This window comes from Acidimicrobiia bacterium, from assembly GCA_040880805.1.
Classification (GTDB): Bacteria; Actinomycetota; Acidimicrobiia; order IMCC26256; family DASPTH01; genus DASPTH01.
Window position 1 is genome coordinate 88,241 of sequence record JBBDHW010000024.1, and the last position, 26,995, is coordinate 115,235.

Below are 26,995 nucleotides of genomic sequence, written 5' to 3' on the forward strand. Positions count from 1 at the left end.
TTGCGGCACCAGTCGATCGTGCATCCGCGGTGTGACATCAACGCGGGCATGTTCTCGACCTGGCGTCAGCCCAGCGCCACCGGGAGCTCGTCGAGGCCGCGGAGGACGAGCCGGCCGTTCCACTCGAGCTCGCTCGTGGCCAGCTCCATCCCCGGGAAGCGCTCGACGAGTGTGCCGAGCGCGATCCGCCCTTCGAGGCGAGCGAGCGCGGCGCCCAGGCAGTGGTGGATCCCGCTGCCGAACGCGAGATGCTGCGCAGCTCCGCTACGGGTGAGATCGAGGGTGTCGGCGTCGTCGCCCCAGTGCGCGGGGTCGCGATTGGCCGAACCGAGCACGACGAACACGAACGTGCCTGCGGCAATCGTGCGACCTTCGATCTCGACGTCGGCGGTGGTGACGCGCCGCGAGAACTGCACCGGCGAGTCGTAGCGCAACAGCTCGTCGACCGCGCTCGCCGCGATCGACGGGTCACGCTGCCACCGTTCGAGCTGCGCGCGGTTGCGGAGCAGCGCGAGCGTTCCGTTGCCGATGAGGTTGACGGTGGTCTCGTGGCCCGCGACGAACAGCAGCACCACCTGGTCGACGAGCTCGTCGGCGGTGAGCCGCTCGCCTTCGTGTTCGGCGTCGATGAGCGCGGTGAGGAGGTCGTCGGCCGGGTGCGCGCGCTTCCACTCGATCGCTTCGAGGACGTGGTCTGTCATGTGATCGGACGCTTCCATGATGTCGTTGATGTGCAGCTGCGCGAGGACAGGTTCGAGGCCGAGCGTGAGCGTGTGCGCCCAGCCGCGGAGCTCGTCGCGGTCGGCATCCGGCATCCCGAGCATGTCGGAGATCACCTGGAAGGGGAGTGGGAACGCGAGGTCGCCGACGACCTCCATGTCGGCATCCGGCTTGCCGTTCCCGCGCGTGACCACGGCATCGAGTGCGTCATCGACCAGTTCCTGCACGCGCGGTGCGAGCCGTTCGATCGCGCGCGGGGTGAAGACTCTCTGCACGATCCCGCGGATCCGCGTGTGGTCCGGGGGGTCGATACTGAGGATGCTGCGGGTGCCGCGCCGGGCGCGATCGCCGAGCACCTGCGCCCGCAGCTCGGCGCGCGGGTTGACGCCCTCCACGCTCGCGTCTTCCACGCTGAGCGTCGGGTCGCGCAGGAACCGGAAGCAGTCGTCGTACCGGAAGAGCATCCACGGGCCGAACAGGCTCCGCTGCACGGGGTTCTGTTCCACCATCAGCCGGTACTGCGGGTAAGGGTTTGCCGAGAAACCGGGGTCGAGCGGATTGAAGGTGGGCGGATCCGCGGAGCCGGTGGGGATAGGATCACCAGTCACAGGAGCAACACTACCGACGGTTGCGGGCACCGTCTGTCGACGAGGGAGCGTTCGGCGGTGAGCACGATCGTCGAGGTCATCGGCCGCGAGGTACTCGACTCGCGCGGCAATCCCACGGTCGAGGTCGGGGTGGAGCTCGTCTCGGGCGCCCGGGGCCGCGCCATCGTGCCGAGCGGTGCCAGCACCGGTGCCCACGAGGCGGTCGAGCTCCGTGACGGCGGTGAGCGCTACGGCGGCAAGGGCGTGCGCACCGCGGTCGCCAACGTCAACGGCGAGATCGCCGACCTGGTGGTGGGCCTCGACGCCACCGACCAGCGGCTCGTCGACGACGAGCTCGTCACCCTCGACGGCACCGATGGCAAGTCGCGGCTCGGTGCGAACGCGATCCTCGGGGTGTCGCTCGCGGTGGCGAAGGCCGCGGCCGACGAGCTGGAGCTCCCGCTCTACCGCTACGTCGGCGGCGCCAACGCGCACGTGCTGCCCGTGCCGTTCCTCAACGTGTTGAACGGCGGCGCGCACGCCGACACCAACGTCGACCTCCAGGAGTTCATGCTCGCGCCCGTCGGCGCCGCGAGCTTCGGCGAGGGGCTGCGCTGGGGCGTCGAGACCTACCACGCGCTCAAGGCGCGTCTCCACGAGCGCGGACTCCCCACCACGCTCGGCGACGAAGGCGGCTTCGCGCCGAACCTGCCGTCGAACGAAGAGGCGCTCGTGCTGTTGCTCGGCGCGATCGAAGCTGCGGGCTACACGCCGGGCGACGAGGTCGCGCTCGCGTTCGACGCCGCGGCCACCGAGTTCTATTCAGACGGCCGGTACGTGCTCGCGGGCGAGGGCGCCGAGTACTCGTCGGAGGAGTGGGCCGATCGGCTCGTCACCTTGTGCGACCGCTACCCGATCGTGTCGATCGAGGACGGCATGGCCGAGGACGACTGGGACGGCTGGGTTGCGCTCACGCAACGCCTCGGCGGACGCGTGCAGCTCGTGGGCGACGACATCTTCGTCACCAACGTCGACCGTCTTCGCCAGGGCATCGAGCGCGGCGTGGCCAACTCGGTGCTGATCAAGGTGAACCAGATCGGCACGCTGTCGGAGACGCTCGACGCGATGCGCCACGCGAGCGCGAACGGGTACACGCAGATGATGTCGCACCGCAGCGGCGAGACCGAAGACACCACGATCGCAGACCTCGCGGTGGCAACGAATTGCGGGCAGATCAAGAGCGGTGCGCCCGCGCGCAGCTCGCGGGTCGCGAAGTACAACCAGTTGCTCCGGATCGAGGAGGAGCTCGGTCCGGTCGCGGCGTACCTCGGGCGCGCGGCGTTGGCTCCGAGGCCCGGCGGTGCCTGAGCGCCGGAAGCCCAAACCGGCCGCAAAGCCCGCGACCAAGCCGAAGCCGAAGCCGAAGCCGAAGGCGAGGGCGAAGGCGAATCGGGAAGCGGGGCGCCGGCGCGCGGTCGTGAGCGCGGCGATCGGCAGCGTCGTGCTCGTGGGTCTGCTCTTCGCGTTCGTCTACCCGACGCGCACGTTCCTCGACCAACGTGACGACACCAACCGGGCTCGCGCCCAGCTCGAGCTGCTCAAGTCGGAGAGCGCGAAGCTCGCACGCGAAACGAAGCGGTTGAAGAGCGACGCCGAGATCGAGCGTCGCGCGCGTGGGTACGGGCTCGTGAGGCCGGGGGAGCAGCCGTTCGTGATCATTCCCGCGGCCACCACCTTGCCACCCGCGGAAACGGCGAATCCGGCCCCGTAGACTGCGGCCGATGGAGCGAAACGTCCGCGAGCCGGGTATCCCGGCGCGCAGTTGAGTGACCCATCAGGATGGTCGCCTCTCCCGACGACGTCGCCGCGCTCACCGCGCTACTCGGCCGTCCACCGAATGCGGAGTTCGAGGTCGTGGTGCGCGGTACCACGGGCGAGCCGATCGTCATCCGCAACGCGCCGCTCACCCGTGACGGCACGCCGATGCCCACGCGCTACTGGCTCGTCGACCGCGACCTCTCGGCGGCGGTGTCGCGGCTCGAGTCCGCGGGTGGTGTGCGCGCCGCCGAGACGGCCGTCGATCCCGACGCGCTGCGGGCCGCGCACGACGCCTACGCGGCCGAACGTGACGCCACGCTCCCACCCGGTTATGCGGGCCCCCGCCCCCACGGTGGCGTGGGCGGCACCCGCAAGGGCGTGAAGTGTCTGCACGCCCACTACGCGTCGTTCCTCGTCGACGGCACCGACCCCGTCGGCGCGTGGGTTGCCTCCCACCTCCAACCTGCGTCACCTGTGGGCGCTATATGCCCTCTGCTGACGCAAGAACGCAAGGATGGACGGTGAGCCGGCTCGGGGCGGTCGACATCGGGACGAACTCGGTGCGGTTGCTCGTCGCGGAGGTCGACGGCACGGGCGGCGACGCGAAGCTGCGCACGCTCGACCGGCGGATGCGCATCACCCGGCTCGGCCAGGGCGTCGATCGCGCCCGTGCGCTCGCGCCCGACGCGATCGCACGCACCGTCGACGTGTTGCGCGAGTACCGCACCGCGCTCGACGAGCACCACGTGGACGGCGTACGCGCGACGGCCACGAGCGCGGCGCGGGACGCGAGCAACCGCGACGACTTCTTCACCGCCGCGCTCGATGCCCTCGGTGTGACCCCCGAGCTCCTTTCGGGCCAGGAGGAGGCGGCGCTCTCGTTCCTCGGTGCCACCGCCGAGCTCGACGCGCCGGCGCCGTACCTCGTCGTCGACATCGGTGGTGGTTCTACCGAGTTCGTGTTCGGCACCCACGAGCCCACCGGGCTGGTGTCGCTCGACATCGGGTGCGTGCGGATCACCGAGCAGTTCCTCACGTCGGACCCGCCCGCGCCCGAGGAGCTGGCGAACGCGGTGGGCAGCGCGCGCGACCTCGTGGCCGACGTCCCGCGCGTCGTTCCGGGTGCGGCGGAGGCCGCCACCCTCGTGGGGCTCGCCGGCACCATCACCACCGTCGCCGCGATCGAGCAGGGCCTTCCCGAGTACGACCCCGAGCGCATCCACCACTTTCATCTCACGCGCGCGGCCGCCGAGGACGTGTTCCGGACTCTTGCGACCGAGAGCGCCGCGCAGCGCGCCCACAATCCCGGCCTCGAGCCCGGTCGTGTCGACGTGATCGTCGGCGGCGTGATCGTGCTCGTGAGCATCCTGCGCGTGCTCGGCTTCGACGAGGTGCTCGTGTCGGAAGCCGACATCCTCGACGGCATCGTTCGCAGCCTCAGCTGATAGGTCCTGCTACGTAACGGTATGTGCCTCTCGTCACGTGGAATTTGCGCTCGGGAACCGCGAAATCCCCCAACTCGTTCACCGTTTGTGCCGAGAATAGCCGTCATGGCCAATTCCGAGTTCGCCGAAGCGCTGAGCAGGCTCACGCCCGACGACGTGCACGCGATCGCGCGTTCGCTCGAGACCGACACCGCAGGTGACGAAGTCGACGCGTGGCGAGCGACGATCGCGATCGACCGAGCCCTCCGTCACACGCACCGCACGCGCGAGGCCGCGCACGCCGCGTGGGAGGCAGCGCAGACAGTCCAGCGCACCGCGGCGGCACAGGGAATGGTGCTCCCCGACGCCGACGTCACGCACGTGGCGCGCGCCGCGGCGGAGGTCGCGCGTGGCCTGGTTGCCGCGGACGGCGTCGAGAGCGAAGTGAGCCGGCTGCTCATGCACTGGTTCCCGCTCGCCGTGCGCAGCTAACGCGACCGGCTCTAGCCTGCGGCGCGTGCCGATCACCGACCGTCTGCTCCTCGGCCCCGGCCCCTCGAACCCGTACCCGGAGGCCACCGCCGCGCTCGCCCGACCCCTGCTCGGGCACATGGATCCCGAGTTCCTCGCGATCCTCGACGAGACGATGGCGCGCCTGCGCACGGTGTTCCGCACCGAGAACTCGCTCACACTGCCGATCTCGGGCACCGGTTCGGCGGGGATGGAAGCGTGCTTCGTGAACCTCGTCGAGCCGGGCGACACCGTGATCATCGGGGCCAACGGTGTGTTCGGCGACCGCATGTGCGAAGTGGCGCGCCGCAGTGGCGCGGAGGTCGTGCGCGTCGAGGAGCGTTGGGGACTGCCGCTCGATCCGCAACGACTGCTCGACGCGCAACGGGAGCATCCGGGCGCGCGCGTCGTCGCGGTGGTGCACGCCGAGACATCGACCGGCGTCGAGAACGACATCGACCCGCTCCGCGCGCTGCAAGACACCGATACGCTGCTCCTCGTCGACACCGTCACGTCGCTCGGCGGCATCCCGGTGGAGGTCGACGGGTGGGGTATCGACGCGAGCTATTCCGGCACGCAGAAGTGCCTGGGCGTACCACCGGGGCTGTCGCCGCTCACCTTCTCCGACCGCGCCGTCGCACGGCTCCAGTCACGTGAGCACCCGCCGCAGTCGTGGTACCTCGATCTGTCGTTGATCGCCAACTACGTCGCGGGCGCGTCGCGCGTGTACCACCACACCGCGCCGGTCGTGACGATCTTCGCGTTGCACGCCGCGCTCGGTGCGCTGCTCGACGAAGGCCTCGAGGCCGCGTGGGCGCGGCACCGCGCCGTCGGCGCGCGGCTCCAAGCGCAGCTCCCCGAGCTCGGCTTCCGGCTCGTCGTGCCGGAGGGCCACCGGCTTCCCGAGCTCACCACCGCGTGGTTGCCCGACGGCGCCGACGACGCCACACTGCGCAAGGCGCTGCTCGAGACGTACGGGATCGAAGTGGGCGGCGGCCTCGGCGAGTTCGCGGGCAAGGCGTGGCGTATCGGGCTCATGGGCAACTCCGCGCGCGAGCGCTCCGTCACCACACTGCTCGGCGCGCTACGCGACCTACTCGCCTGACAGGGGCGCCGGGTCGGCCGGTCGCAGCATCGCTTCGCGGTAGTAGCGCAATTCGGCGATCGACTCGTTCACGTCGGCGAGCGCGCGGTGCGTCTCCACCTTTGCGGGGCGCTTGCGGTACACCTCGGGATACCAACGGCGGCACAACTCCTTGAAGCTCGAGACGTCGATGCTGCGGTAGTGCAGGTACTGGTCGAGCGCGGGGAGCTGCGCGTCGAGGAAGCGGCGGTCGACGCCGATCGAGTTGCCGCACATGGGTGCGGTGCCCGGCTCCGGTACGTGCGCGCGCAGGTACTCGAGGACCTGCGCGCCGGCCTCGTCGAGCGTGACGGTCGACGCCTCGATCGCCAGGGTCAGCCCCGATCGGGTGTGCATCTTCTGCACCACGTCGTCCATCTCCGCGAGCGCCGTCGCCGGTTGGTGGACGATCACGTCGATCCCCTCGTCGAGCGGCTCCAGCGCGCTGTTCGTGACGAGGGCGGCGATCTCGACGATGACATGACGCCGGATGTCGAGCCCGGTCATCTCGAGATCGAGCCAGACGAGCCGGTCGTCGGCGGGGGCCTCGGCCATCTGGCCACCCTAACGAATCGATGCGTAGTGTTCGCGGCCGTGAGGAGTTGCGGGTGAGGGCGCGACGCGAGGTATCGCTCGCGGGGCCGCGCGTGATGCTGCGCGCGCTCGAAAGCGGTGACTTCGACGCCTGGCGCGACATCCGCACTCGGAGCCGGGACTGGCTCGAGCCGTGGGAGCCGCTGCCCGAGGTCGGCTCACCCGACCCGGTCGCCGACCGTGACGCGTTCCGCGCGCGCTGCGGTGCATGGGAACGTCAGCGGCAGTTCGACACTGCCTATGGATTCGGTCTGCTGCTGCGCGACGGCACCTTGCTCGGCGAGGTGAGCCTCGGCAGCGTGCTGCGCGGGCCGTTCCAATCGAGCTTCATCGGGTACTGGATCGACGAGAAGCAGGCCGGGAACGGGTACATACCCGAAGGGGTCGCGCTCGTCATCCGCTACGGATTCGAGACGCTCGGCTTGCATCGGATAGAGGCGGCGATCGTGCCGCGCAACGAGAAGAGCCGGCGGGTCGCGGAGAAGCTCGGTTTGCGGAACGAGGGAACTGCGCTGCGCTTCCTCCAGATCCGCGGGGTCTGGGAAGACCACGTGCGCTACGCGATCACGCGTGAAGACTGGGACGCGCGCAAGGACGACCTCGAGCGCGCGTTTCTCATGTGACGCGCACGGCGCCGGTCACCTGCCAGCGGTCGGTGCGGTAGCGCGCCACCATGCCCACCAGCCGGGCGATCATCCAGAGCGAGATCGCGCCCCACAACCACAGCAACCCGGCGTCGAGTGCGGCCACGACCAACGCCGCGGGCAGATACACGGCCAGCGTTGCAACGAGCATCGCGATCGCGAGATAGCCCGCGTCGCCCGCACCGATGAGCACGCCGTCGAGAACGAACACGACCGCAGCCGCCGGCTGCAACGCGGCGACGAACCAGAGGAGCTGCTCCACGAGGGCGCGCACGTCGCCGTCGTCGGTGAAGAGCGCGGCGAGCCACGGCCGCGTGACCGCGACCGCGATCCCGAGCACGACTCCCGCCATGACCCCCCATTCGAGGAGGCGGCGCGCAGAGGCGCGCGCGTCGGGCGCGGCGTCGGCGCCGAGGAACCGGCCCACCATCGCCTGCGCCGCGATCGCGAGCGCGTCGAGTGAGAGCGCGAGGAACAGCAGGATCTGCATCGCCACCTGGTGCGCGGCCACGTCGTCGTCGCCGAGGCGTGCCGCGATCGCGGTGGCGGTGAGCAGGGTGACGAGGAGCGCGGCGGTGCGGATCACGAGGCGGCTGCCCACCGCCGCGTTGGCGCGGATGCCCCCAGGACGGGGCCGGACCGACGCTTCCGCACGCCGGGCGGCACGACCCACCACCACGAGGTAGGCGGCCGCGGCGGCGAACTGGGCGGTGACCGTGCCCCACGCCGAGCCCGCGATGCCCAGGTGGAAGGCGTACACGAACGCGAGCTCGAGGAGGAGGTTGAGGGTGTTCGACGCCACCGCGATCACGAGGGTCGTGCGCGTGTCCTGCATGCCGCGCAGGTAGCCGGCGCCCGCGAGCGTGAGCAGCAACGCCGGCGCACCGAGGATGCTGATGCGGAGGTACGTGACCGCGAACGGGTGCACGGTGCTCGACGCGCCCATCACGTCGACGATGACGGGCGCGAGCGCGAGGCCGAGGACGGTCAGCACGAGTCCGAGCCCGATCGCGAGCCAGCAACCGTCGATTCCGAACTCGGAGGCGGCCCGCTGGTTTCCGGCGCCCACCTGCCGCGCAACTGACGCAGTGGTGGAGTACGCGAGGAAGTTGAAGACCGAGAAGGCGGCGGTGAGCACGGTGCCGGCGACGGCGAGACCGGCGAGCGGGCTGGTGCCGAGGTGGCCGACGATCGCGGTGTCGGCGAGCAGGTAGAGGGGCTCGGCCGCGAGCGCCCCGAGCGCGGGCACCGCGAGTCGGACGATCTCCCGATCGTGGGGACTGCGGCGGATGACCTGCATCAGGGGATAAGTGTCACAGCCCGGCGCGATGATGTGTGAGTGGAACACCTCCCCGCGCTGCGCTTCGCCGATGCCGCCCGCCGCCTCGGTGCCGCCGCGCACGCGGCCGGGCTCGCAGTGCCGGCGTTCCGGTGCCCGCCCCGTATCGCCGGTGCCACCCGCACGATCCGGCGCTACCCGGGCGGCACCGTCGTATCGGTGCGGCTCCGTGGCCGCCCGTTCGAGGCCGCGCTCGACGACATGGTGGAGGGCGTGCTCGTGGCGAATCGGGTCGCGCCCGTCGATGCCGTCCGGATCCGGGCCGCGCTCGAAGACGCGGTCCACGGCGAAGCCCCGGCCCAGGCGGCGTAGCCTTTCGGGGCCCGAGCCCGGGTGGCGGAACGGTAGACGCAGGCGGCTTAAACCCGCCGGCTCCTCTGGGAGTGTGAGGGTTCGAATCCCTCCCCGGGCACCTTTCTGATCTGCCGAAACGCGAATCCGGCTCGATTTGGCTGTCGTCGCCTGACCAGCCGTTTCCGCTCGGATCACTCGGACTCGCGACCTTCGGAGAAGCGATCGAGGTGCTCGAGATCCTTGGCGCGGCCCGATGTCTGTTCGAGTCGTTCCCAGGTGGCGACCGAGATCACGAGCGCGCGACTGCCGGGTGACTCGACTTGTTGCTCTTCAGCGGACCCCTCGAGGTCGCTGAAGCCGCCGGGTGCGCCGTCGGGAGTGAACACGATGTCGAGCGGCCCGTATTGCGTCATCAGGTGCAGCGTGTCGTAGTGCGCCCGGTTCTCGATCGGGTGGCGGGGAACATGGCGGTGCGCCGTATCGGTCGCGCGACGATCTCGACCTCGAGCACGTCGGCGAGCGAGTGCCCGGACCAACTCGTCGACCCGACGGATCCGGCGGACGCTCCGCCTGACGCTCGGGTGTGATGGCCCGGGACGAGGGCGAGCGGGGTCACTCAGATCGGTCAGCGGATTGGTCCATTGCGCGTTCGGTGGATCGATTTGCCGTCGCGTGTATCGGGCGACGTTGATCTCGGCCGAGCGCGGTCGCAGCGACGAGGAAGACGGTCATGACCGCCGCCGTAGCCCCACTCACGGCGAAGCGTCCCGCGTGCTGGTAGAGGTAGCCGGCGAGGAGACCGGTGAGCCCTGCGGCGGCGAGTCCGGTGGCGCCGAGTAGCCCTTGTGCGGACGATGCCTGTTCGGGCGGGCTTGCCAGCGCTGCGGCTACCTGGTTGCCGGGCATGGTGAACGAGTCGGCGACGGCGTGGATGACCGAGACGGCGAGGAGCATCCAGAGGCTGGGCAGCACGCCGTACGAGAACGTGCAGACGGTGGCCACCGTCAGGCTCACCGATACGACGCGGAGCGGCCCGCGGCGTTGCGCGATGCGGCCGCCGACGGGGGCCAAGAAGATCATCGGCACCGTGAACAACGAGAGAGTGAGGCCGATGAGCCAGGTCTCCGCGCCTCGGTCGCGCAGCAACACGGCCCATACCGCTTCGAACATGCCGATCGTGACGTAGAACGCGACGCCTGCGGCCAGCGTCGCCTGCATCGCCGGCATTCTGAGGAGCCCGCGGATCACCCGACGGTCACTGCTCACCGGTCCCGAGGCGAGGTCGAGCCGCGCGGTGAGCGCGAGGACCGCCAAGAGGACTCCGGCGAGGATGAGGAAGGGAGCGCGGATCCCGAACAGCTCGGCAGTCACCGCAGCAACGAGCGGGCCGAGGACGAACCCGGAGACATCGAACGATGCGAGGCGACCGAGGTTGGCTCCGACACCGTCAGGGTCGCGTGTGATCACGATCCTGCGAATCGCCGGGCCGACCGCGCCGCTTCCGAGCCCGAGGAGGAGCCTCGCGAGCACGAACGCCCAGAACTGTGTGGCGACGGCGCTGCCCAACATGGCCAACGCGGCAACGATCACACCGCCGCGCACCATGAGTGCGATATGGCCCCGGTCGGCGTAGCGCGCCAGGAAGAGCTGGGCGCAGAACCCGGCCAAGAAGCCCGCGGCGACGATGAGTCCGAGTTGGGTTCCCGAGAAGCCGAATCGATCGCGCAGATCGGCGAGCAGGGTGTAGATCGATCCGTACCCGAGGGTCATGCTGCCGGACACGAGGAAGTACGGGAGCAGCCGGCGCTCCATCGCCCGATTGCCTACTACTCGAGCTTGCGGTAACGCGCGACGAGGAACATCGGAACGGGCTCCGCTTCGGGCAGCTGCCACTCTGCCCCTGGCTCGGGTTCGGAGACTGCTTCGAGTACGAGGCCCACGCGCACGAACGTATTGAAGTAGGTGGACACCATCCGGTGGTTGGTGCCGACCGTGTGGCGAGGATCGATCGCGGGTCCGGCCGTGGCTGCCCACCAGCACTCGTTGAAGTAGCCACCATCGGGTGGCGAATCGCCGGGCAGCACGTCTCCCCAGCCGGGGAAGCACGGGTGCATGATCGAAAACACGAACACGCCTCCGGGCTGGAGGACGCGCGTGAACGTGGCGAGGATGCCGTCGAAGTCGTCGATGTCCGACAGCCCGAAGTTGCAAACAACTCTGTCGAAGCGTTCACCCTGCAGCGCATCAGGCTTGGTGCCGTTGGCCAGAACGTACGTGATGCCGGCGGGGTCGTCGCTCTCGAAAGCGCGCGCTCGATCGAGCATCGCCGCTGACAGGTCGACGCCGACGACGCGAGCGCCGCGCCGCGCGAGCTCCCGCGCGACTCGTCCTTCTCCGCACGGAAGATCGAGGACCCGCATTCCCGACACCTCGCCCAGCAGTTCGAGGAGCGCGGAGGTTCCCGGATCCTCCACCGTGTCACCAAGCATCGCCGCGTACGCGTCCGCGATCTTGTCGTCGTACCTGATGACCTGTTCCATTTTCACGCTCCTGGGTTCGACGGTCATGCACGCGCAGCTCATGGCACGCGCTTGGCGACGAGGATCCCCGTGCGGCCTCCGAGATTTGCCAGCGTCTCGATGTAGCCCCCGAGCACCGTGAGACCTACATCACGCTGCCGACGCGCCGGGACATCGGATGTCGGTTCCGGAGGGTCCCCGAGCAGTGCTCGCATCCGGAGGAAGTACTCGAGCACGATGTGGGTTGTGTCCCGCCACGTGAGCACTCGCAGGCCGGCGCCCTCGACGTAGCGGATGAGTTGCGGAAACGACGGCGCGATGTAGGGCGCCCGTCGCCTCACCGGCAGCATCGCCTTCGGTAGCGGACCCGTCTGCTCGTGCATCACCAGCAGTCCGCCCGGTTTCAGCACGCGTGCGATCTCGCCGAAGAGTGTCTGCTTGTCGCGGATGTGCATGCTCACGTCGAGCATCCAAACCTGCACGAACGACTCGTCCTCGAGTCCAAGGTCCGTCGCGTCGGCCACTCGGTACGAAATCTGCTCGCCCATGCTTGTCAGGTCGGTCAGAACTTGTGCAAGATCGATGCGAAGGGGGAGCAAGTCGACACCCACCACCGAACAACCGAACTGGTCGACCAGGAAGCGCCCGGGACCTCCCAACCCGCAACCAAGATCGAGGAGCATGTCCTCGGGAGCCGGTTCCCCGTACTCGGCCGCGACATCTTTGAGCACCTCCAACATTCGGTGCATCCCGAGGTTGTGGCAATCGAGATCACGTCGGTAGAGGTCACTCGCCTGCAAGTGATCCGTGTCGACGCCCGCGGCCGAGAGCGCCGACATGACCGTGTCGAGCGAAGGTGACATCTCCCCGTAGAACTTGGTCAAGCGGGTCGTGCTGGCCGATGTCTCTGCCACGCTGCTCACCTCGTTCGTCGAGTCTTGGGTACCGGGCCGCCCGTTTGCGCTGCCCGGATGACCGCTTCGACCGCCTGACCGATCCGCTCTGCTGCCTCGCCGGGATCGGGTTGTTCGACGTCGAGCCAGGCGATAATCCCCTCGATTGCTACCGTCGGACACAGTTGCGCCGCCCAACGCGCCCACGACGGGTCGGTCACCCGAGCGGCGAGCTCGGCGTGCGCGATGGCAGTCATGCCGGCTCGAAGTTCGCTCACTTCGGTCTGGAACTCCGGTTCCCGGGCGGCGTGCTGGAACATCAGCCGGAATCCGTCGGGGTCTTCGGCGGCGACTTCGACGAGAGCGGGAATCGCGTCACTGGTGAAGCTGTGGTCGCCGCACGCAGCGAGCAGCCGAGTACAGACCCGGTCGAGCACCGCGCGGTAAAGGTCGGCCTTTGAATCGAAGTGCCGGTAGAGGATCACCCGACTCACCCCGGCCGCGCCCGCGACGTCTTCGAGGCTGGTCGCCGCGAAACCGGAACGCGCGAACGCCCGCGTGGCAGCGATCACGATCTGCTCCCGCCGCTCCGCGCGGTGCAGACGCCGACCGGTCGGAGGGGGGTCGAGGTCGAGTTCTGTGTGGGGCTCGGGATCAGACGCCAATCGTCCCTCCGCCGTTGTTGCCTCGGTTCCCTACACGCGCTTATGTTTACGGAGAAGTATACAAAGAGTCCCAGGCACGCCGTCAAGCGCGCGAGTCGAAGGAGTGGTCGTGGGCTTCTACGGTGAGCAAATCCGGCCGCGCGTCGTCGACGTCGCCCTGGGGACTCGAGAGTGCACACGACTTCGGGGACGCGTCACCGCGGACCTACCCCCCGAGCGTGACACACGTCCGTGCTAGTCGACCCTGCCACCATCGGACGCAAGCTCGCGGAGAGACGGGTCACCGCGAGCACGATTCCGGTCGAGTACGTCGGGCTGGACGGCGAGGAGCTCCCGATCACTTTCAGCTGGCCAACAGCGGTCTGATCTGCAGAAATGCAGAGTCGCTGCGACTTGCAGCTCATCATGGTTTGGTCGCCAGGAATGAGTACCCGTACACCTCGTAGGCGCGGGCCTTTTCCTCGCCTTCGGCGCCACCGAACGTGTCCACCTGCGCGCCCGCCCGCACGTCGACGAAGCCGGCCTGCTGGATCATCTGCTGCCAACCTGACAGCGGGAGGCCACCCGCGATTCAGCCCGTCCAGAGGTCGATGTCGCGCAGCGCCTCGGGCGGGACCGGCCTGCCGTTCGCGATGTCGGCCAGCTGGAGGTGACCGCCTGACCGCAAGACCCGCAGCGCCTCGCCGAACACGGCTCGCTTGTCCGGGCAGAGGTTGAAGACCCCGTTCGAGATGACGACGTCGGCCCATTCGTCCTCGACCGGCATCGCCTCGAGCAGCCCCTCGCGGAACTCGACGTGCACGTAGCCCAGCGCGTCAGCGGTCGCGCGCGACCGGTCGAGCATCTCGGCGGTCATGTCGATCCCAACGACCTGGCCCGCCGGACCGACCAGCTGCGCGGCGACGAAGGAGTCGAAGCCCGCGCCCGAGCCCGCGTCGACCACACGCTCACCGGCCTGCAGCGTGCGCAACGCGAATGGGTTGGCCACGCCGGCGAACGACTCGACCGCGCGATCGGGGAGCCGATCCACGGTTTCGGCGTCATACCCGCAACGTCGAGCCGCGACGCGCCCGGTATGGAAGTGATACGTGGCGGACGGTGCGAGCGCCACTTCCCGGTACTTGTCCCGAACCTGGGCGCGCAGCGTCTCCGGATCGACCGGCGAGATGTTCGAACCCATCAGGCGTCCTTTCCAACTCTCGAGGTCGCGGTTACACGAAGGTGAAACCTTCCGGGCCGGCCGCGATGATGGCTTCGATCACCGTGGCCCACCCGGTCGCGGCGGCCGGTACCCAGCGCTGCGGAGTTGCCCATCATCTCGGTGTACGCGTGCGCGACCTGGCGGTCGCATCTGGCCGGGCGTTCCGTCGTCATGTCTTGGTAGCCACGCCCTCGAACGTGTAGCCCATCGGTTTCGGGCCTCGCGAGTAGAAGTTCTCCATCCGCGTCACCAGGAGCCCGGCGTCGACCAGCAGCTGGTCGATGGGCCGGTTCAGGTGGCAGCCACCCGCGATCCGCCGCTGGATCGGGGTGAGGCGATCCTGCCAGCGAACAACCTCCGGGTCGGGCGATCGACCGTGCTCGACAAAGTGAAGCGTTCCGGTCGGGCGTAACACGCGGTGGATCTCGGTGAGCGCGCGGTGGACATCGGGGATCGTGCAGAGCGTCCATGTGGTGAGCACGTGGTCGACGCTTGCGTCATCCATCGGCAGATCTTGCCCGTCGAGGCCGACGTACTCGACAGGGACAGGACTCGCGGCGATTCGCTTCGCCGCGAGCTTCCGTCCCACAGTGGCAGGATCGACCGCTCGCACCCTCTTGACCGTCAGCGGGTAGTGCGGGACGTTGCGGCCCGAACCGAACCCGACCTCGAGCACCTCGCCGTCGAGCTCGGAGGCGACCCGTGCTCGGAGCCGGGTGAACTCCCGTCCGCTCAGGGCCACGTCGACAACGCGAGGGAGGATCTGCTCCTCGTAGAAACCCACCGGGTCATTCTCCTCGCTGTCGCTCGCTCGCGGGTGACGAGCTGATGGCTACCTCGGTGGTGTCGGCATGTCGGACTGCTGCCGCGATGGCGAGCGCATGATCGAGGTCGGCCCAGAGATCGTCGAGGTCTTCACATCCGACGCTGAGGCGGAGCAGTGCCGGAGGCGCCTGTTCCCCGGGCCACTTCGCGCGGCGTTCCATCGTCGTTTCGACGCCGCCGAGGCTCGTGGCGTGGACGATCAGGCGCGTCGAGCGCGCGAGCGCCTCGGCTGCGCCGGCTCCGCCGTAGACCTCGAACGCGAGGATCGTCCCGAAGCTGTCCATTTGTGCGCGGGCACGTTCGTGTCCCGGGTCCGACGGTAGGCCCGGGTACCGAACCCGTTCGACGCCGGGGTGTTGCTCGAGACGGCACGCGAGTGCCTCGGCACTTGCCGACGCGCGTTCGAAGCGCAGCGGCAGCGTGCGGATACCGCGCAGCGCGAGGTAGGTCTCCATCGGGCCGGGCACGGCGCCGGCGAGTGACCGGCGCTGCCGGAACGTGTTGCACAAGTCGGCATCGCGACTCGTGACCACCGCACCCAAGACCACGTCGGAGTGGCCGGCGAGCAGCTTGGTCGCGCTGTGCACGACGAGGTCGGCGCCGAACTCCAGTGGCCGTTGGCCGAGTGGCGTCATGAGGGTGTTGTCGACCGCCACGACGAGCCCTCGAGACCGCGCTGCTTCCGTGAGCGCGGGGATGTCGGCCACGTCGAGCATCGGGTTCGTGGGCGACTCGATGAAGAGCAACGCCGCGCCGTTGCACGCGGCGACGGTCGCGTCCGTGTCGGCGATGTCGACCGGTCGCATCTCCCACCGACCGGCAACGGCCGCGTCGAGGAACGCGCGCGTGCCGTAGTAGCCGTCTCTCGGCACGACGATCGCGCCGCCGATCGCGACCTGGTCGAACACCGCTGCGGTTGCGGCCATGCCGGACGCGAACGCGACGGCAGAGCCGCCTTCGAGGTCGCCGAGGACGTCCTCGAGCGCGGTCCAGGTGGGGTTGCCGTCGCGGGCGTATGCCACCGGCCCCCCGGCGTGGTAGGCGGAAGCGAACACCGGTGGTGGGTTCAAGGGCGCGTCGGGCGCGCGCGCCGGGCGGCCGCTCACGATCGCTCGGGTGGTGCGCGACCAGTCTGGATGCGCGGCGGGAGGAGAGGTCGGGGAGGAGAACGGGGATCTCGGGATGTCGGGTTGCTCGCTCATCTGTTCGCGATCGCCTGCGAGGGTGCGGCCCGCGGGACATCGGGCGGCACCCGATGAGTCTCGTACATCCGGAACGCGACAACCAGACCCGACACCGCGGTGAGCACAGCGACGGTCCAGATCGCTGCAACGAGGCCGAGGGCGTCGGCGACGATGCCGGCGAGGAGCGCGCCGACGGCGAAGCCCGCGTCGCGCCAGAGTCGGTACACACCCACGGCCGTCGCCCTCCACTCGGGGTGCGCGACGTCGCCGACTGCCGCGAGCAGCGTGGGGTAGACCATCGCGGTGCCGGCGCCCAGCAGCACCCCGCCGGCTGCCCACGGTCCCAACCCCCGCGTGGCCGCGATGAGCCCGATCGCGGCGGCCTGCACCCACATGCCGCCGGCGATGAGCCACTTCCGGCCGACACGGTCCGACAGCGCGCCGGTGAAGAGTTGCCCGAGGCCCCACACCGCGGGGTAGAGCGCGACGAGCACGCCGATGCGCCCAACCGAGAGACCCGCGGCCTGCACGAAGAACAGCGGGAAGATTCCCCACGCGAGCCCGTCGTTGAGGTTGTTCACGAGCCCCGCCTGACTGCACGACGAAAGCGCGCGCTCCTTGAAGCTCGTGAGCACGAACACCTCGCCGGTCGAGAGCCCACCGTGGAGATGGGGCTCGCCGACGTGATCGCGTGCCTCCTGGCGCGCGTGCCCGCGAGTCTCGCGGACGAAAAAGCTCGAGAGACCGAGGCCGAGCGCGGCGTAGGCAACGCCGAGGAAGAACGGCTCCGGTCGCAACCCGTACCGGGCGGCAATGAGCCCGGTCGCCAACGCGGTGATCGCAACCGCGCCGTAGCCGGCAGCCTCGTTGAGGCCCATCGCGAGCCCGCGACGCTCGGGCCCGACGAGGTCGATCTTCATGATGACGGTCGTCGACCAGGTGAGGCCCTGGTTCACCCCCAGCAACACGTTGGCGACGATGATCCAGCCCCACGACGGCGCCCACATCAACAGCAAGGGGACCGGCAGGCCGATCAGCCAACCGGAGACGAGCACCGGTTTGCGGCCGACGCGATCGGAGAGCGTTCCTGCGAAGAAGTTGGTCACTGCCTTCACCGCACCGAACGCGACGATGAAGGTGAGCGCCGACGTGAACGCGGTGAGACCGAACACGTTCGTCGCCAGCAACGGCAGGACGGTCCGCTCCTGGCCGATCATCCCGCCGACGAGTGCGTTGACCGCGACGAGCAGCGCGAACTGCGGAAGGTTCGCGCGCAGCCCGAGCCGAAGGTCCGCGCCTCGGCCGTCGCTCTCGGTCATTCGCCGACCGAGAGGTCGTGCCCCGTTGCAGACTTCCAGTCTTCGGGTCCGCCGATCACGACGGCGAGGTCGCTCCGGCCGGTACGTTCGAGCAGGCTCGCACCGGTCATCGCGCGCTCGCCGTGCCCGCACATGACGGTGATCCGACCCGCGACGGGGAGGTCGGTGGTCGTGGTGAGTGCTCCGAGCTCGACGTTGCGCGCGGCGGGAACGTGCCCTGCGACGAACTCGTCGCGCTGGCGCACGTCGACCAGCAACCCGTCCACGCGGTCGGCCGGTACGAGCGCGGTCGAGACGGAGGCCAGCCCCGCGCGCTGCCATGTCGACATCCCACCGGTGAGCTCGCCGGCGATTTCCTCGACGCCGACGTCGAGACATTGACGAACGAGTTCGTGACGATCCTGTTCGTCGTCGAGTACGAACACCACTGGCCGCGACGCGTCCACGAGCCAGCCCAGCCACGTGGCGAACACCGGACGTAGCTCGATCGAGAGCGCATTCGGAATGTGTCGCGCCCCGTAGTGCGCGATGGGGCGAGCGTCGACGAGTTGCGCACCGGAGTCGAGCAGCGCCCGGAAGTCGTCGAGTTCGAGGCGCTGCAGTTCCGGAAGTGCTCCATAGACGCGCGGACCACGCCGGTTCACTTCGGGGAGGCGCCGGAAGTATGCAGGGAAGGAGCCGAAGCCCTCGAGCAAGGCGTGCACGAACGCGGCCTCGTCGGTGAGCGCCAACATCGGGTTGCGGGCTCGTTCGCGGCCGATCGTCGTCGTGCGCTCGTTGCCTCCGGGCGCCGCGCAGAACGACCCTGCGCCGTGGGTCGGATACACCGGGAGCTCGTCGGGGAGGCGCAGGATCCGATCGTGGAGCGAGTGGAACTGCTCGTGCGCCAACCCTTCGGCCTGCTCGGGTCCGAGGAGGTCCGTGCGCCCGACGGTTCCCACCATGAGTGATCCACCGCTGAAGAGGGCGAGTGCCGTTCCGTCGCGGGTGCGAAGGACGTAGGCGAGGTGGTCCGGGGTGTGTCCCGGGGTCGCGATCGCGTCGAGGATGAATGGCCCGACCTCGGTTCGTTCTCCGTCGCGCATCCCGCGGTGGGGCACTTCGAGCCCGCCGGTGGCGGGGGCGAGGAAGGTGGCTCCTTTCGCCACGAGCTCGGGGCTTCCCGACACGAAGTCGGCGTGCGAGTGCGTGTCGGCGGTGAACGCGATCCTGAGGCCGCGCGCCGCGGCCTCGGCTTGTTCGACGTCGGGGATGCGTCGCGGGTCGACGACGAGTGCGGTGCCGTCGCCGAGGTCGACGAGGTACGAGGAATGCCCGATGCCCTCGTCGACGAAGGCGACGACGTCGGGGCGCGCGTCGCGGGTCATGCGGGCTTCGTCGCGCACACGACGATGTAACCGAGGTAGGGCACGGCCTTGGCCATGCGTGGCATGAGCCACGCCATCTTGCGGATGTTCGCGGGGCGCGTGATCACCCGGCCCATGATGCCCACACTGTGCGCGAGTCCCTCGTCGGCGAGGAACCCACGCGGGGTCATCATCTCGAATGGACCGGTCTCGGTCTGGATGTCGGACAGCCCGCCGGCTCGGTAGATGCGCACCCAGTCGTCGATCGTGTCGAATTCGAGGCCGGGACAGACCTCGCCGAGGAAGATCTGTCGTGCCTCCGCGGTCGGCGGCCGGCGCCAGAAGAACTCGGTAGCGAGGACACGTCCTCCGGGCTTGGTAACGCGAGCAAGCTCGGTCGCGGCGCGCTCGCGATCGACGAACATCGTGACGGCCTCGGCGATGACGACGTCGAAGCACTCGTCTGCGTACCGCAAAGCGAGGATGTCGTCCTCCTCGACCGTCACGCGCGTAGCGATGCCGGCGGCGGTGACTCCCGCACCGAAGCGCGAGGCGATCTCGATCGCGGTCGTTGCGACCCCGCAGCCCACGTCGAGTACGCGATCGCGGCGGAAGCGAGCAACGCCTCGGTGGATGCGCGACCCCCTGGATGGATGACCCGCTTCCCGATCGTGGCCATGAACTGGTACGGATCGAGCGCCGCGATCTCGCGTGCCGCCAGCTTCGTCATGATCCCCCGTCCTTCAGTCCCCGAACTATTCAAAGAATGACTTGAATATAGGGGAGGCGAGGGCATAATTCAAGAGCTAGTTTGAATAGCGAGCCAAGTGTCGGAAGGACGAACGGATGGCAGACCGTGCTGCCAAGGATGCCCTCTTCGAAGCCTTCGCATCGGTGGCGAAGGCGCTCGGTAACGGCCACCGGGCCGAGATCGTCGACGTGCTCGCCCAGGGCGAGCGATCGGTGGAAGCGGTGGCCGCCGAGATCGGTCAGACCGTCGCCAACACGTCACACCACCTCCGGTCGCTCGCGCGGGTCGGAGTGCTCACGACGCGGCGCGACGGGACGCGAGTGTTCTACCGCCTTGCGAGCGAGCGTGTCGGTGAACTGTGGGCGGCGATGCGCGACGTCGCCGCCGCGCATGTTGCCGATCTCGAACATTTGGCGGCCGCGTATCTCGGTATACGCGACGGCATCGAGGAGATCAGTCGCGACGAATTGGCGCAACGGCTCCGAGCCGGCAACGTGATCGTGCTCGACGTCCGACCCACCGAGGAGTTCGAGGCCGGCCACGTGCGCGGCGCGCGCTCGGTCCCGATCGGCGAGCTGCGCCGGCACCTGCGAACACTTCCGCGCGACGCCGACATCGTCGCCTACTGCCGCGGGCCGTACTGCGTCTTCGCGAACGAAGCCGTCGTCGCACTTCGAAAGCGCGGGTACCGTGCCCGCCGCCTCGTTGACGGGTTTCCCGAATGGCGACAAGCAGGCCTCGCGGTAGCGGACGGAAACGAACCCTGAGCTACCAGTCAGCCACGTAACGCGTCGCGCCTCCGGGAGAACTCGCTCTCGGGCCGGCGTGCGAGGAGCACGACGACCGCGACGACGCGCGCGAGGAACACGAGCCATCCGATGCCCATCACCCACCACCAGCCACCCCCACCCCCCATGTGGCCGTCCATCCAGTCGTCAGACCCTCCTGCGTAGATTGCGGCCAGGATCGGTCGGGTGCCAGAGGCGAGCGACCGCGGCGCAGGTACCCAGCGCCGCAGCGAGCCGTGGGCCGAGCGCCCCGGCGCGAAGCGCAGAGAGCGGGAACGGTGGCCCGAGGATCGTCTGCCCGGCGAGGAGTCCTGCTGGGGCTCGCCGCGGCGGTGTCGTTCGGGATCAGTGCGCCGCTGGCGAAGGTGTTGCTGGACGACGTGCGTCCGCAGATGTTGGCCGGGCTGCTCTATCTCGGAGCCTTCATTGCGTTGAGCCTGGTCGGTCGCCGGGCACGTTCGGAAGCTCCTCTCCGGCGCTCCGATGCTCCCCGGATGGCGGCCATGATCGTTGCGGGTGGAGTGGTCGCGCCCGTCTTGTTGCTCCTCGGTCTCGAGCGCGTCACCGGCGTGACCGGCTCGCTGCTCTTGAACCTCGAGGGCCCGTTCACCATCGCGGTGGGTGTTGCGCTGTTCCGGGAGCATCTACCCCGGCAGGCGCAGATGGGTGCGATCGTGATCTTCTCGGGCGCGTTCCTGCTCGGGCTCGGCCCCGGGAACACGGACGCGGACTGGATCGGTATCGCGCTCATCGCGGCCGCGTGCGCCTGTTGGGCGATCGACAACAACCTCACGCAGTCGTTGACCGTTCGCGATCCACGCTCCGTGGTGAGAGTGAAAGTGGGTATCGCGGGGACCGTCAACGCGGCGCTTGCCCTGATGGTGGGTGAGCACCTGCCCGATGTTTCGGTTCTCGTCGCCGTGCTGCTGCTCGGTGGTGTCAGCTACGGGTTGAGCGTCTACCTCGACGCGCTCGCGCTTCGCAGCCTCGGCGCGGCACGCGAAGCGGCCGTGTTCGCCGTGGCACCGTTCGCGGGTGCGCTGCTCGCTCCGCTCGTGCTGCCCGAGTCGCTTGGTCTCCAGGAGTTCGCGGCGGGCGCACTGATGGCGTGCGGCGTCGCGCTCATGCTCCGTGAGCGCCACCAACACCTTCATCGCCACGAGCCGATGGATCATGACCACGTCCACGTCTGCGACGAACATCACCAGCACACACACGAACTCGGTGTCTCGCCGGACGAGCCGCACTCACATCTGCATCATCACGACGATATCGAGCACTCACACCCGCACGTCAGCGACGTTCACCACCGCCATTCTCACCGTCGCACGGACTGAGCAAGAATGGGTTCATGGTGCCCGAGGATGCGGTAGCGGAGGACGGTGGGCCGACCCTCGTCCTCGGTCAGCATGACCACCTTCTGCGCCGCGGCTTGCGGCTCGAGTACGCGACGCTTGTCTGGAACGTCGTCGGAAGCGCGGTGCTCGTCGCAGCGGCGATCGCCACGGGTTCGGTCGCGCTCGCGGGGTTCGGGCTCGACTCGATGATCGAAATCTTCGCTTCCATCGTCGTTGTGTGGCACCTCCGGAACATCGCAACGTCTCGCGAGCGAACGGCACTGGGCCTGATCCGCCTCGCGTTCGTCGGTCTTGCGGTCTACCTGTCGATTCAATCGGTGTACGCGCTCGCGACTCATGCGGAACCGCGTACCTCTCCGATCGGGATCGCCTGGGTGTCGGCCACGTTCATCGCCATGCTGATCCTTGCTGTGGGCAAGGCGCGGACCGGGGCTGCACTCGGGAACGCCGTCCTCAGCTCCGAGGCACGAGTGACGCTGGTCGACGCAGTCCTTGCCGGCGCGGTGCTGGCCGGCCTCGTCGCCGACGCCGTACTGGGGTGGTGGTGGGCCGATGCCCTCGCGGGTCTCGTGATCGTCGCCTACGCGGTGAAGGAAGCGCGGACGCTTGCCGGAGAACGCGGAGATCGATCGTGACGCAGGTCCTGATCGGGTTCGGCATCACGCTCGTGGCGGCGTGGCTTGTCCTTGCCGTGTTCTTGGTCGTCGCGCGGCCGCGCGGTACGACCGTGACCGATGCGGCACGGATCCTCCCCGACGTCATCCGACTGCTCCGGCGACTTGCTGCCGACAAGTCACTCGCGCGGGGAGTGCGCGTTCGGCTGTGGGTGCTCCTCGGCTATCTCGCGTTCCCGATCGACCTCGTGCCCGACTTCTTGCCGGTCATCGGATACGCCGACGATGTGATCATCACGCTCGTCGTCGTGCGGTCGGTGGTACGCCGGGCGGGTCCGAGCGCCCTGGACCGCCATTGGCCGGGAACGGACGCCGGTCTCGCGTCCCTCCTGAAGCTTGCACGCATCGACCCGCGAACTCGAGACGACGAATCCACCGTTACCATGGGCTGAACGCACGAAGGAGGGGAGAGATGGCCGGTTCGATCACACGGGACGCGGAGTCGCCGCCGCCGCTTACGGACGATGAGTTGTCTGCCCTCGCCCTCGCCGCCGATCCCGACATGGCGGTGGACGACGACGCGGTGTGTCTGTGGGATCTCTCTCCGTCCGACGGGCCTCGGTTGTTGCCGGAGTGGTACATGCCCTCGCCGATGGGAGGACCAGGACCACTGACCGGCTGGCGTCGGCGGGTCGCCCGTTTCAGCGTCGGCTTCATCATCGTCTCGTTGGTCGTCATCAACGCCTACGGTCTGTGCAACACGTACGGTCAGCTCAACTTCGTGTAACTCGGTGACGGGTCACAGCAGCGACGAGCGAGCCGAGATGCTGGCGGTGCCGCTCCCGAACGCGCGCGATTACCCGCCGAAGTTGCGGTGGACACCGGAAACCTGGCGCGGCCGCTCGCGTCGGGTGCCGGCGTAAGCCCGAACGATCCGCACGGCGATCCACACGGCGACGAGGCCCCACACGACTCCGAGCACCGTCAGCACTCCGGTCGTGTAGGGGTGGGGGTGCACGGTGGGATTGTTCGGCTTGCGGCCGTAGCCGCGCAGCGCCGGGTACGCGACCGCGACGACCAGCACGCTCGCAATCACACCGGATCGAATGGGCGTCCGCCACGGTTCGGCGAGGAGACTCGCGATGCCGATCCCGATCAGGCACACCAGGGGTGCGATGAGGAGGTCGTGCACCGCGTGACCGGCGACCACCCATGTGGCGACCTGCGTGGCACCGCTGAGGCCGGTCTTCTGGCCGATGAGTTGCAGCGCCCCGAACGCGATCACGGCCCAACCCACGACCAGCGCGATCCAGAACCCTGCCCCGCGCGCCGACTCGGGTTCGCTCACAGAACTTCCAGTCTCGTGACCCACTTGGTCTGCATCGTCCCCGGTCGGTTCGGCCCGATCAGCCGTACGGGGAAGCCGTGATCGATGTGCAGCACTTCGTCGTTGACGCGAAGCGCGAGCAATGTGTCGCGATCGTGCGCGTGCGACCCGTTCAGCATGGAGGACCTGTGGTCCTGGAGGGACTGCACCCTGACCGACGCGCCGGCGGGCGCCCCGGCCATGGCCAGCAAGTCGCGGACCCTCACTCCTTGCCATCGTTGTGACGTGCTCCAACCTTCGACACACGCGATGGGCAGGGTTGCCCCGTGCTGCAGCAGCGCGTTGAGCTCGTCGAGCGTGAAGGTGAGGGAACGGCGCACGTTGCCGTCGACCTGCAAGCGGAAGTCGGGACTGCGGGCGGCTTCGAGCACGCCGACGCCGGCTGCGGTGCGGTTCACCGGGAAGCCTTGCGGTCCGACGCTGGGCCTGCGGGGCGCGAGCAGCGTGAGTCGTTCCAGGAAACCGACCGTTTGGCCCACAGTGAACAGCGTCAGCAGTCCGCTCATGCCGAACACCGTGAGCAGGAATGTGCGGCGCTCGGTGGTGGCGATGCCGGTTGTGGCGATGCCGGTTGTGGCGATGTCGGTGTCGCCGTGCTCGGTCGCGTCCGGCGGACTTCGCTTCGCGAGTGCCTGGCGGGTGATGCTCCATTTCGCGCCGATGTGCACGATGAGCGCGCCGATGGAGATCCATGCCACCCAGTAGTGCGCGAGAAGGAACCCGAATGGCCACGGGTACCACTGGTTGATGTTGGCCACTCCGCTCGTGAGCTGGAAGAGGCCCCCGCCGATCAGCGGGATGAGTGACACGCGCTCGAGAAAGTGCGCGACGCCGGTGAACGCCGGCCGCTCGAAGAGCTTGGGAAACACGACCCAGAGCTTTGCGAACAGCAGGGGGATTGCCGCGATCCCGGTCGCGATGTGGAGCCCCTGGGTGACGCGGTAGAGACCGGCCGGTCGCGACGGCCAGTGGAACCAGCTCGGTGGATTTTGGATCAGGTGCGACAGCACACCGGTGGCGAAGCACACGCCGAAGGCGACACCGAGCGCGATGCCCAACACGGCCGCGACCCGCTCGTCGTGGAGCACGCTCCGGGGCTGGAGCCGCACGCTCATGGCGCGCGCCTCAAGCCGCGTGCGCGTGTGTGGAGCGCCGCGAACCAGCGCCCCTCGTCACACCACACCTCGTCGACGGTCAGGTCGCTCGCAATCGCCGTCGCGCCGAGCTCGTCGATGGAGAGGCAGCTCCACGGGAACCAGGGTCCGTACCGCGATCCGAGCTCGAGTCGCGCCGTCGTCCTGACCCGTGGTGCACCGGGCGGATCGAGTTCCACCAGCACACACCCGCCGACGCGGAGGAGCGCGCGGACCCGGTGCAGGAGCTCGACGGGGTCACCACCGATACCGATGTTGCCGTCGAGCAGCAGGGCGGTGCGCCAACGTCGGGCGCCGGGAACGCGCGCGAAGACCGAACGGTGCAGGACGGGCGCGCCGCGGTCGCGCGCGAGGTCGATGGCGGGCGGGGTGAGATCGATGCCAAGCGTGAGTTTGCGTTGCTCTGCGAGTGCGACGACGTGACGGCCGGGTCCGCACCCGATGTCGAGCACCGGTGGGTGTGCGCGGGAGAGCACGCGGTAGTCGACGGGCGCGAGGGGTGCGAGCCATCGGCCGGCATCCACTCGCAGCGGTTCGCCGCTCGGATGGCGAAGACACGCGGTCGTCGCCTGCTCCATCACGAGACAAGCACGCGGGTGAACTTCGAGTCGAGCTGCCTGAACGCCGCGGCGAAACGCGTGGCAGGCGCACCGCGCGCGACCGCGACCGCGTCGTCGTACTCGTCGACGTCACGGAGTAACGGAAGCGTCGCCGTGTGCAGCCCGAGCTCGACGAGGCGCGCGTGTTGCACCGCTCCCGTCGTCGGCGTGCTCATCGGAACGCCGAGGAAAGCGCGGCGCGTCGGACGCGTGAGCCCCACGATCCAGAACCCGCCGTCAACCGAGCGCCCGATGACCGCGTCATTGCAAGCATCGAGGTGGGCGAGTGCGTCGTCGATCAGCTCCGGGGTTACCTGTGGCGTGTCCATCCCGACGAGCACGGTGGGTCCGTCGACGTTTGCGAACGCGGCGCTCAGCCGGCGGTCGAGTGCCCCTTGGGCTTGCGGTCGCACTTCGAAGCTCGGATCCAGCCGAGCGGGCGGCTCGCCGTCGAGCACGAGTACGCGGCGGTCGCACCGCGTGTGCTGCACGGCCGACAGCGTGTCGTCGAGCGCGGCGGCCGCGAGCAGTGCCGCCTCGTGCAGCGTGAAGGGCGGACAGAGTCGCGTCTTGACTCGGCCCGCAACCGGTTCCTTCGCCAGTACCAGCACGGTTCTCGGCGGGCTCATCGCAGCGCCCGGGCCATGTCGACCACGGCGCGCGCGGTGCCGCGCACGGTGCCGGTGACCTTCGACCGGCCGAGACGCGGTCGGTAGGTGACCGGCACTTCGGTGATCGACCACCCTTGGCCGCTCGCCCGCAAGACCATCTCCAAGGGCCAACCGAACCGGCGGTCCGCGATCTCGAGGCCCAGGAGCGGCTCGCGGCGCGCGGCGCGCATGGGGCCGAGGTCTCGGAGCGCGAGGCCGGTACGGCGCCGGATCTCCAGGGCCAGGACTCGATTCGCGGCGCGCGCGTGCCACGGCCACGCCCGGCGCGACGTCGGCCGGCGCGAACCGAGCACCAGCGCGGCTTCTCCGTGGACGATTGGGTCAACCACACTCGGGAGGTCAGTGCCGCTCAGCGAGCCGTCGCAGTCCATGAAGCACACGACTTCGCTCGTGGCGGCGTGCAGGCCGGCCGCGCATGCCGCGCCGAACCCGCGTCTCGGCTCGCTGACGACGCGGGCGCCGTGTGCGCGCGCGACGTCGGCCGAGCCGTCGGTCGACCCGTTGTCGACGACGATCGGAATGAAGTCTGCGGGGAGGCTCGCGAGGACGAGGGGAATGGCTTCGGCTTCGTCGAGCACAGGAAGAATGACCTCGAACATCGTTTCGCAACGTACTCAGCCGGTGCGACGAAAAGCGCGTGATCATGCTTACGATTCGCGAAACGAATG

The 26,995-nt window shown here is 69.0% G+C and carries 34 protein-coding genes and 1 tRNA gene; 14 read left to right on the top strand and 21 right to left on the bottom strand.

Going from position 1 to position 26,995, the window contains the following annotated elements:
* Positions 1 to 65 precede the first annotated feature (65 nt).
* A complete protein-coding gene (locus tag WD271_05750) occupies positions 66 to 1,328 on the bottom strand; it encodes a cytochrome P450 (protein MEX1007331.1) in 1,263 nt (420 codons plus the stop codon).
* A gap of 57 nt (positions 1,329 to 1,385) precedes the next feature.
* Here WD271_05750 and eno point away from each other — a divergent pair, with 57 nt between their 5' ends.
* The 6 genes from eno (at position 1,386) to WD271_05780 (ending at position 6,164) form a co-directional block, all read left to right on the top strand.
* The gene (eno, locus tag WD271_05755) at positions 1,386 to 2,675 is read left to right on the top strand and encodes a phosphopyruvate hydratase (GenBank protein ID MEX1007332.1); all 1,290 of its coding nucleotides are present in this window, start codon (positions 1,386 to 1,388) and stop codon (positions 2,673 to 2,675) included.
* Positions 2,668 to 3,078 carry a septum formation initiator family protein gene (locus WD271_05760; GenBank protein ID MEX1007333.1) on the top strand — a complete coding sequence of 137 codons (411 nt, stop codon included), beginning with the start codon at positions 2,668 to 2,670 and terminating at the stop codon, positions 3,076 to 3,078. Before eno ends, WD271_05760 begins: the two co-directional genes overlap by 8 nt.
* A 68-nt stretch (positions 3,079 to 3,146) precedes the next feature.
* Positions 3,147 to 3,650 (top strand): DUF501 domain-containing protein, encoded by a 504-nt coding sequence (locus WD271_05765; GenBank protein ID MEX1007334.1) that lies wholly within the window; start codon positions 3,147 to 3,149, stop codon positions 3,648 to 3,650.
* Complete coding sequence (locus tag WD271_05770; GenBank protein MEX1007335.1) at positions 3,647 to 4,570, top strand: Ppx/GppA phosphatase family protein; 924 nt, start codon at positions 3,647 to 3,649, stop codon at positions 4,568 to 4,570. Before WD271_05765 ends, WD271_05770 begins: the two co-directional genes overlap by 4 nt.
* Before the next feature lie 105 nt (positions 4,571 to 4,675).
* Entirely contained in the window at positions 4,676 to 5,041 is a 366-nt protein-coding gene (locus WD271_05775) for a hypothetical protein (GenBank protein ID MEX1007336.1), read from the top strand.
* Positions 5,042 to 5,066: 25 nt separating this feature from the next.
* Positions 5,067 to 6,164: an alanine--glyoxylate aminotransferase family protein gene (locus tag WD271_05780; protein MEX1007337.1), complete on the top strand. Its 1,098-nt coding sequence runs from the start codon at positions 5,067 to 5,069 to the stop codon at positions 6,162 to 6,164.
* Here the strand turns inward: WD271_05780 and orn are convergent.
* Complete coding sequence (gene orn / locus WD271_05785; protein MEX1007338.1) at positions 6,153 to 6,737, bottom strand: oligoribonuclease; 585 nt, start codon at positions 6,735 to 6,737, stop codon at positions 6,153 to 6,155. The two genes, WD271_05780 and orn, sit on opposite strands and share 12 nt — an antisense overlap.
* A 53-nt stretch (positions 6,738 to 6,790) precedes the next feature.
* Between orn and WD271_05790 the strand changes: the two genes are divergently transcribed.
* Entirely contained in the window at positions 6,791 to 7,399 is a 609-nt protein-coding gene (locus tag WD271_05790) for a GNAT family protein (GenBank protein MEX1007339.1), read from the top strand.
* Here the strand turns inward: WD271_05790 and WD271_05795 are convergent.
* Positions 7,392 to 8,720 (bottom strand): MATE family efflux transporter, encoded by a 1,329-nt coding sequence (locus WD271_05795; GenBank protein MEX1007340.1) that lies wholly within the window; start codon positions 8,718 to 8,720, stop codon positions 7,392 to 7,394. The two genes, WD271_05790 and WD271_05795, sit on opposite strands and share 8 nt — an antisense overlap.
* Positions 8,721 to 8,759: 39 nt before the next feature.
* On the opposite strand from WD271_05795, the gene WD271_05800 reads away from it, so the two are divergent.
* Together WD271_05800 and WD271_05805 are read left to right on the top strand one after the other, a co-directional pair.
* Entirely contained in the window at positions 8,760 to 9,071 is a 312-nt protein-coding gene (locus WD271_05800; GenBank protein ID MEX1007341.1) for a hypothetical protein, read from the top strand.
* Positions 9,072 to 9,086: 15 nt separating this feature from the next.
* Positions 9,087 to 9,171 (top strand) — tRNA-Leu (locus WD271_05805).
* Between the two features lie 73 nt (positions 9,172 to 9,244).
* On the opposite strand, the gene WD271_05810 is transcribed toward WD271_05805, so the two are convergent.
* The 12 genes from WD271_05810 to WD271_05865 all read right to left on the bottom strand — a co-directional run bounded on the left by WD271_05810 (position 9,245) and on the right by WD271_05865 (position 19,595).
* Complete coding sequence (locus WD271_05810; protein ID MEX1007342.1) at positions 9,245 to 9,466, bottom strand: hypothetical protein; 222 nt, start codon at positions 9,464 to 9,466, stop codon at positions 9,245 to 9,247.
* A 199-nt stretch (positions 9,467 to 9,665) separates the two neighbouring features.
* The gene (locus WD271_05815) at positions 9,666 to 10,865 is read right to left on the bottom strand and encodes an MFS transporter (protein ID MEX1007343.1); all 1,200 of its coding nucleotides are present in this window, start codon (positions 10,863 to 10,865) and stop codon (positions 9,666 to 9,668) included.
* 14 nt (positions 10,866 to 10,879) lie between these two features.
* Entirely contained in the window at positions 10,880 to 11,593 is a 714-nt protein-coding gene (locus WD271_05820) for a methyltransferase domain-containing protein (protein MEX1007344.1), read from the bottom strand.
* A gap of 38 nt (positions 11,594 to 11,631) precedes the next feature.
* Positions 11,632 to 12,486, bottom strand: a complete 855-nt coding sequence (locus tag WD271_05825; protein ID MEX1007345.1) for a class I SAM-dependent methyltransferase — start codon at positions 12,484 to 12,486, stop codon at positions 11,632 to 11,634.
* 5 nt (positions 12,487 to 12,491) lie between these two features.
* Positions 12,492 to 13,130, bottom strand: coding sequence for a TetR/AcrR family transcriptional regulator (locus WD271_05830; protein MEX1007346.1), 639 nt, complete (start codon positions 13,128 to 13,130; stop codon positions 12,492 to 12,494).
* A 403-nt stretch (positions 13,131 to 13,533) separates the two neighbouring features.
* Positions 13,534 to 13,665, bottom strand: a complete 132-nt coding sequence (locus WD271_05835) for a hypothetical protein (GenBank protein ID MEX1007347.1) — start codon at positions 13,663 to 13,665, stop codon at positions 13,534 to 13,536.
* A gap of 36 nt (positions 13,666 to 13,701) precedes the next feature.
* Positions 13,702 to 14,310 carry a methyltransferase domain-containing protein gene (locus WD271_05840; protein ID MEX1007348.1) on the bottom strand — a complete coding sequence of 203 codons (609 nt, stop codon included), beginning with the start codon at positions 14,308 to 14,310 and terminating at the stop codon, positions 13,702 to 13,704.
* Between the two features lie 190 nt (positions 14,311 to 14,500).
* The gene (locus WD271_05845; GenBank protein MEX1007349.1) at positions 14,501 to 15,115 is read right to left on the bottom strand and encodes a class I SAM-dependent methyltransferase; all 615 of its coding nucleotides are present in this window, start codon (positions 15,113 to 15,115) and stop codon (positions 14,501 to 14,503) included.
* A 4-nt stretch (positions 15,116 to 15,119) separates the two neighbouring features.
* Positions 15,120 to 16,262: a PLP-dependent transferase gene (locus tag WD271_05850; protein MEX1007350.1), complete on the bottom strand. Its 1,143-nt coding sequence runs from the start codon at positions 16,260 to 16,262 to the stop codon at positions 15,120 to 15,122.
* Positions 16,263 to 16,354: 92 nt separating this feature from the next.
* The gene (locus WD271_05855; GenBank protein MEX1007351.1) at positions 16,355 to 17,659 is read right to left on the bottom strand and encodes an MFS transporter; all 1,305 of its coding nucleotides are present in this window, start codon (positions 17,657 to 17,659) and stop codon (positions 16,355 to 16,357) included.
* A complete protein-coding gene (locus tag WD271_05860; GenBank protein MEX1007352.1) occupies positions 17,656 to 19,026 on the bottom strand; it encodes an MBL fold metallo-hydrolase in 1,371 nt (456 codons plus the stop codon). The genes WD271_05855 and WD271_05860 overlap by 4 nt, the downstream gene beginning before the upstream one ends.
* Positions 19,023 to 19,595, bottom strand: a complete 573-nt coding sequence (locus WD271_05865; protein MEX1007353.1) for a methyltransferase domain-containing protein — start codon at positions 19,593 to 19,595, stop codon at positions 19,023 to 19,025. The genes WD271_05860 and WD271_05865 overlap by 4 nt, the downstream gene beginning before the upstream one ends.
* Positions 19,596 to 19,851: 256 nt before the next feature.
* Here WD271_05865 and WD271_05870 point away from each other — a divergent pair, with 256 nt between their 5' ends.
* Positions 19,852 to 20,523, top strand: a complete 672-nt coding sequence (locus WD271_05870; GenBank protein ID MEX1007354.1) for a metalloregulator ArsR/SmtB family transcription factor — start codon at positions 19,852 to 19,854, stop codon at positions 20,521 to 20,523.
* Positions 20,524 to 20,531: 8 nt separating this feature from the next.
* On the opposite strand, the gene WD271_05875 is transcribed toward WD271_05870, so the two are convergent.
* Positions 20,532 to 20,684: a hypothetical protein gene (locus WD271_05875; protein ID MEX1007355.1), complete on the bottom strand. Its 153-nt coding sequence runs from the start codon at positions 20,682 to 20,684 to the stop codon at positions 20,532 to 20,534.
* A 138-nt stretch (positions 20,685 to 20,822) separates the two neighbouring features.
* Between WD271_05875 and WD271_05880 the strand changes: the two genes are divergently transcribed.
* Genes WD271_05880 through WD271_05895 form a run of 4 tightly spaced genes read left to right on the top strand, consistent with a single transcriptional unit; the run spans position 20,823 to position 23,303 of the window.
* On the top strand, positions 20,823 to 21,881 hold the full coding sequence (locus tag WD271_05880) for a DMT family transporter (protein ID MEX1007356.1): 1,059 nt from the start codon (positions 20,823 to 20,825) through the stop codon (positions 21,879 to 21,881).
* Positions 21,882 to 21,895: 14 nt separating this feature from the next.
* Complete coding sequence (locus WD271_05885) at positions 21,896 to 22,537, top strand: cation transporter (protein ID MEX1007357.1); 642 nt, start codon at positions 21,896 to 21,898, stop codon at positions 22,535 to 22,537.
* Positions 22,534 to 22,968 (top strand): YkvA family protein, encoded by a 435-nt coding sequence (locus tag WD271_05890; protein ID MEX1007358.1) that lies wholly within the window; start codon positions 22,534 to 22,536, stop codon positions 22,966 to 22,968. Before WD271_05885 ends, WD271_05890 begins: the two co-directional genes overlap by 4 nt.
* A 20-nt stretch (positions 22,969 to 22,988) precedes the next feature.
* A complete protein-coding gene (locus WD271_05895; protein ID MEX1007359.1) occupies positions 22,989 to 23,303 on the top strand; it encodes a hypothetical protein in 315 nt (104 codons plus the stop codon).
* A 69-nt stretch (positions 23,304 to 23,372) separates the two neighbouring features.
* Here the strand turns inward: WD271_05895 and WD271_05900 are convergent, their stop codons facing one another.
* Genes WD271_05900 through WD271_05920 form a run of 5 tightly spaced genes read right to left on the bottom strand, consistent with a single transcriptional unit; the run spans position 23,373 to position 26,926 of the window.
* Positions 23,373 to 23,864 carry a hypothetical protein gene (locus WD271_05900; GenBank protein MEX1007360.1) on the bottom strand — a complete coding sequence of 164 codons (492 nt, stop codon included), beginning with the start codon at positions 23,862 to 23,864 and terminating at the stop codon, positions 23,373 to 23,375.
* Positions 23,861 to 25,018, bottom strand: a complete 1,158-nt coding sequence (locus tag WD271_05905; GenBank protein ID MEX1007361.1) for a molybdopterin-dependent oxidoreductase — start codon at positions 25,016 to 25,018, stop codon at positions 23,861 to 23,863. The genes WD271_05900 and WD271_05905 overlap by 4 nt, the downstream gene beginning before the upstream one ends.
* A complete protein-coding gene (locus WD271_05910; GenBank protein ID MEX1007362.1) occupies positions 25,015 to 25,635 on the bottom strand; it encodes a class I SAM-dependent methyltransferase in 621 nt (206 codons plus the stop codon). Before WD271_05910 ends, WD271_05905 begins: the two co-directional genes overlap by 4 nt.
* Positions 25,635 to 26,285 (bottom strand): DUF2064 domain-containing protein, encoded by a 651-nt coding sequence (locus WD271_05915; protein MEX1007363.1) that lies wholly within the window; start codon positions 26,283 to 26,285, stop codon positions 25,635 to 25,637. Before WD271_05915 ends, WD271_05910 begins: the two co-directional genes overlap by 1 nt.
* Entirely contained in the window at positions 26,282 to 26,926 is a 645-nt protein-coding gene (locus tag WD271_05920) for a glycosyltransferase family 2 protein (GenBank protein MEX1007364.1), read from the bottom strand. The genes WD271_05915 and WD271_05920 overlap by 4 nt, the downstream gene beginning before the upstream one ends.
* Positions 26,927 to 26,995: the final 69 nt, after the last annotated feature.

Bases quoted from the DNA above. Each gene is read 5' to 3' on its own strand.
- WD271_05810 (MEX1007342.1), bottom strand. From the start codon at position 9,466: ATGACGCAATACGGGCCGCTCGACATCGTGTTCACTCCCGACGGCGCA.
- WD271_05905 (MEX1007361.1), bottom strand. From the start codon at position 25,018: ATGAGCGTGCGGCTCCAGCCCCGGAGCGTGCTCCACGACGAGCGGGTC.
- orn (MEX1007338.1), bottom strand. From the start codon at position 6,737: ATGGCCGAGGCCCCCGCCGACGACCGGCTCGTCTGGCTCGATCTCGAG.
- WD271_05920 (MEX1007364.1), bottom strand. From the start codon at position 26,926: ATGTTCGAGGTCATTCTTCCTGTGCTCGACGAAGCCGAAGCCATTCCC.
- WD271_05860 (MEX1007352.1), bottom strand. From the start codon at position 19,026: ATGACCCGCGACGCGCGCCCCGACGTCGTCGCCTTCGTCGACGAGGGC.
- WD271_05835 (MEX1007347.1), bottom strand. From the start codon at position 13,665: ATGATCCAGCAGGCCGGCTTCGTCGACGTGCGGGCGGGCGCGCAGGTG.
- WD271_05775 (MEX1007336.1), top strand. From the start codon at position 4,676: ATGGCCAATTCCGAGTTCGCCGAAGCGCTGAGCAGGCTCACGCCCGAC.
- WD271_05915 (MEX1007363.1), bottom strand. From the start codon at position 26,285: ATGAGCCCGCCGAGAACCGTGCTGGTACTGGCGAAGGAACCGGTTGCG.
- WD271_05885 (MEX1007357.1), top strand. From the start codon at position 21,896: ATGGTGCCCGAGGATGCGGTAGCGGAGGACGGTGGGCCGACCCTCGTC.
- WD271_05765 (MEX1007334.1), top strand. From the start codon at position 3,147: ATGGTCGCCTCTCCCGACGACGTCGCCGCGCTCACCGCGCTACTCGGC.
- WD271_05820 (MEX1007344.1), bottom strand. From the start codon at position 11,593: ATGGAACAGGTCATCAGGTACGACGACAAGATCGCGGACGCGTACGCG.
- WD271_05870 (MEX1007354.1), top strand. From the start codon at position 19,852: ATGGCAGACCGTGCTGCCAAGGATGCCCTCTTCGAAGCCTTCGCATCG.
- WD271_05855 (MEX1007351.1), bottom strand. From the start codon at position 17,659: ATGACCGAGAGCGACGGCCGAGGCGCGGACCTTCGGCTCGGGCTGCGC.
- WD271_05815 (MEX1007343.1), bottom strand. From the start codon at position 10,865: ATGGAGCGCCGGCTGCTCCCGTACTTCCTCGTGTCCGGCAGCATGACC.
- WD271_05875 (MEX1007355.1), bottom strand. From the start codon at position 20,684: ATGGACGGCCACATGGGGGGTGGGGGTGGCTGGTGGTGGGTGATGGGC.
- WD271_05910 (MEX1007362.1), bottom strand. From the start codon at position 25,635: ATGGAGCAGGCGACGACCGCGTGTCTTCGCCATCCGAGCGGCGAACCG.
- WD271_05895 (MEX1007359.1), top strand. From the start codon at position 22,989: ATGGCCGGTTCGATCACACGGGACGCGGAGTCGCCGCCGCCGCTTACG.
- WD271_05795 (MEX1007340.1), bottom strand. From the start codon at position 8,720: ATGCAGGTCATCCGCCGCAGTCCCCACGATCGGGAGATCGTCCGACTC.
- WD271_05840 (MEX1007348.1), bottom strand. From the start codon at position 14,310: ATGGGTTCGAACATCTCGCCGGTCGATCCGGAGACGCTGCGCGCCCAG.